This window comes from Massilia sp. AB1, assembly GCF_018119385.1.
In the GTDB taxonomy this organism is placed as follows: domain Bacteria; phylum Pseudomonadota; class Gammaproteobacteria; order Burkholderiales; family Burkholderiaceae_D; genus Telluria.
Map to the genome: position 1 here is coordinate 1 of NZ_JAGKSG010000107.1, position 1,229 is coordinate 1,229.

Annotated in this window: 1 protein-coding gene; it reads left to right on the forward strand. The window is 56.6% G+C overall.

Going from position 1 to position 1,229, the window contains the following annotated elements:
* Positions 1-60: 60 nt before the first annotated feature.
* Positions 61-1,211, forward strand: a protein-coding gene (locus J8847_RS24000; protein ID WP_211527196.1) for an IS3 family transposase whose coding sequence is annotated in 2 segments (ribosomal slippage) — positions 61-301 and positions 301-1,211 — 1,152 coding nt in all. Because the reading frame shifts where the segments join, the coding sequence is not laid out codon by codon here.
* Positions 1,212-1,229 lie beyond the last annotated feature (18 nt).

Consider the following 1,229-nt stretch of genomic DNA (forward strand, 5'->3'; position numbering starts at 1 on the left):
TGAATCGCCACGACTATCGTAGACACTCTTGAGCCATAATATCGGGCACAAGGAGAAGATATGAGCGGTAAGCGGTACACAGAGGAATTCAAGATTGCAGCGGTCAAGCAGGTGGCGCAGGGCGGTCACCCAGCGAGCGAAGTAGCGGCACGGCTCGGGATAAGCATCCACAGTTTGTACGCCTGGACGAAGCGCTATGGCGTACCTGAGGCGGAGCGCAAGGCTGTCGATGCCCAGTCCGACGAGATGCGGCGCCTGAAGGCCGAGCTCAAGCGTGTTACGGAGGAGCGTGACATATTGAAAAAGGCCGCGGTGTACTTTGCCAAGACGTCCGGGTAAGGTACACCTTAATTGCTCAGTTACAGGACCAATTTCCGGTGCGCCGGCTGTGCAAAGTTCTCGAGGTGCACCCGAGCGGTTTCTATGCCTGGCGCCTGAACCCTGAAAGCGAAAGAGCCAAGGAAGACAAGCGCCTCCTAGTTCCCATCAAGGAGTCATGGCTGGAAAGCGGCAGCGTGTACGGCTATCGCAAGGTCAGCGACGATCTGCGCGAGCTCGGTGAACAATGCGGCGTTAATCGTGTCCATCGTCTCATGCGGTCGGCCGGAATTCGTTCGCAAACCGGCTACGCCAAGCGGAAATACAAACGCGGCGGCGCCCCTTCGCTGGTGGCGCCAAATCATTTGCAGCGCCAGTTCGACGTGCAGGAACCCAACCGCGTTTGGGTAACCGATATCACGTACATTCGCACTTACGAAGGCTGGCTCTATCTGGCCGTTGTACTGGACCTGTTCTCGCGCCAGGTGATTGGCTGGTCGATGAGTTCACGCATCGATCGCGAGCTGGCGATGAATGCGCTCTTAATGGCCGTCTGGCGTAGGCAGCCCAAGAATACGGTGATGGTGCATTCTGATCAGGGCAGTCAGTTCAGCAGCTACGACTGGCGCGACTTCCTGGACCAGCACAATCTGCAGCAAAGCATGAGCCGACGAGGAAACTGCCACGATAACGCCGTGGCCGAGAGCTTCTTCCAGCTCTTGAAACGGGAACGGATCCGACGCAAGACCTACGGCACTCGGGACGAAGCAAAACAGGATGTCTTCGATTACATCGAGATGTTTTACAATCCAAAGCGCCGGCACAGCTTCAGCAATGACTTGTCGCCGGTCGAGTACGAAAAGCAGTATTTCCAGCGGCTCGCGAGTGTCTAGAAAACTCGTGGCGATTCA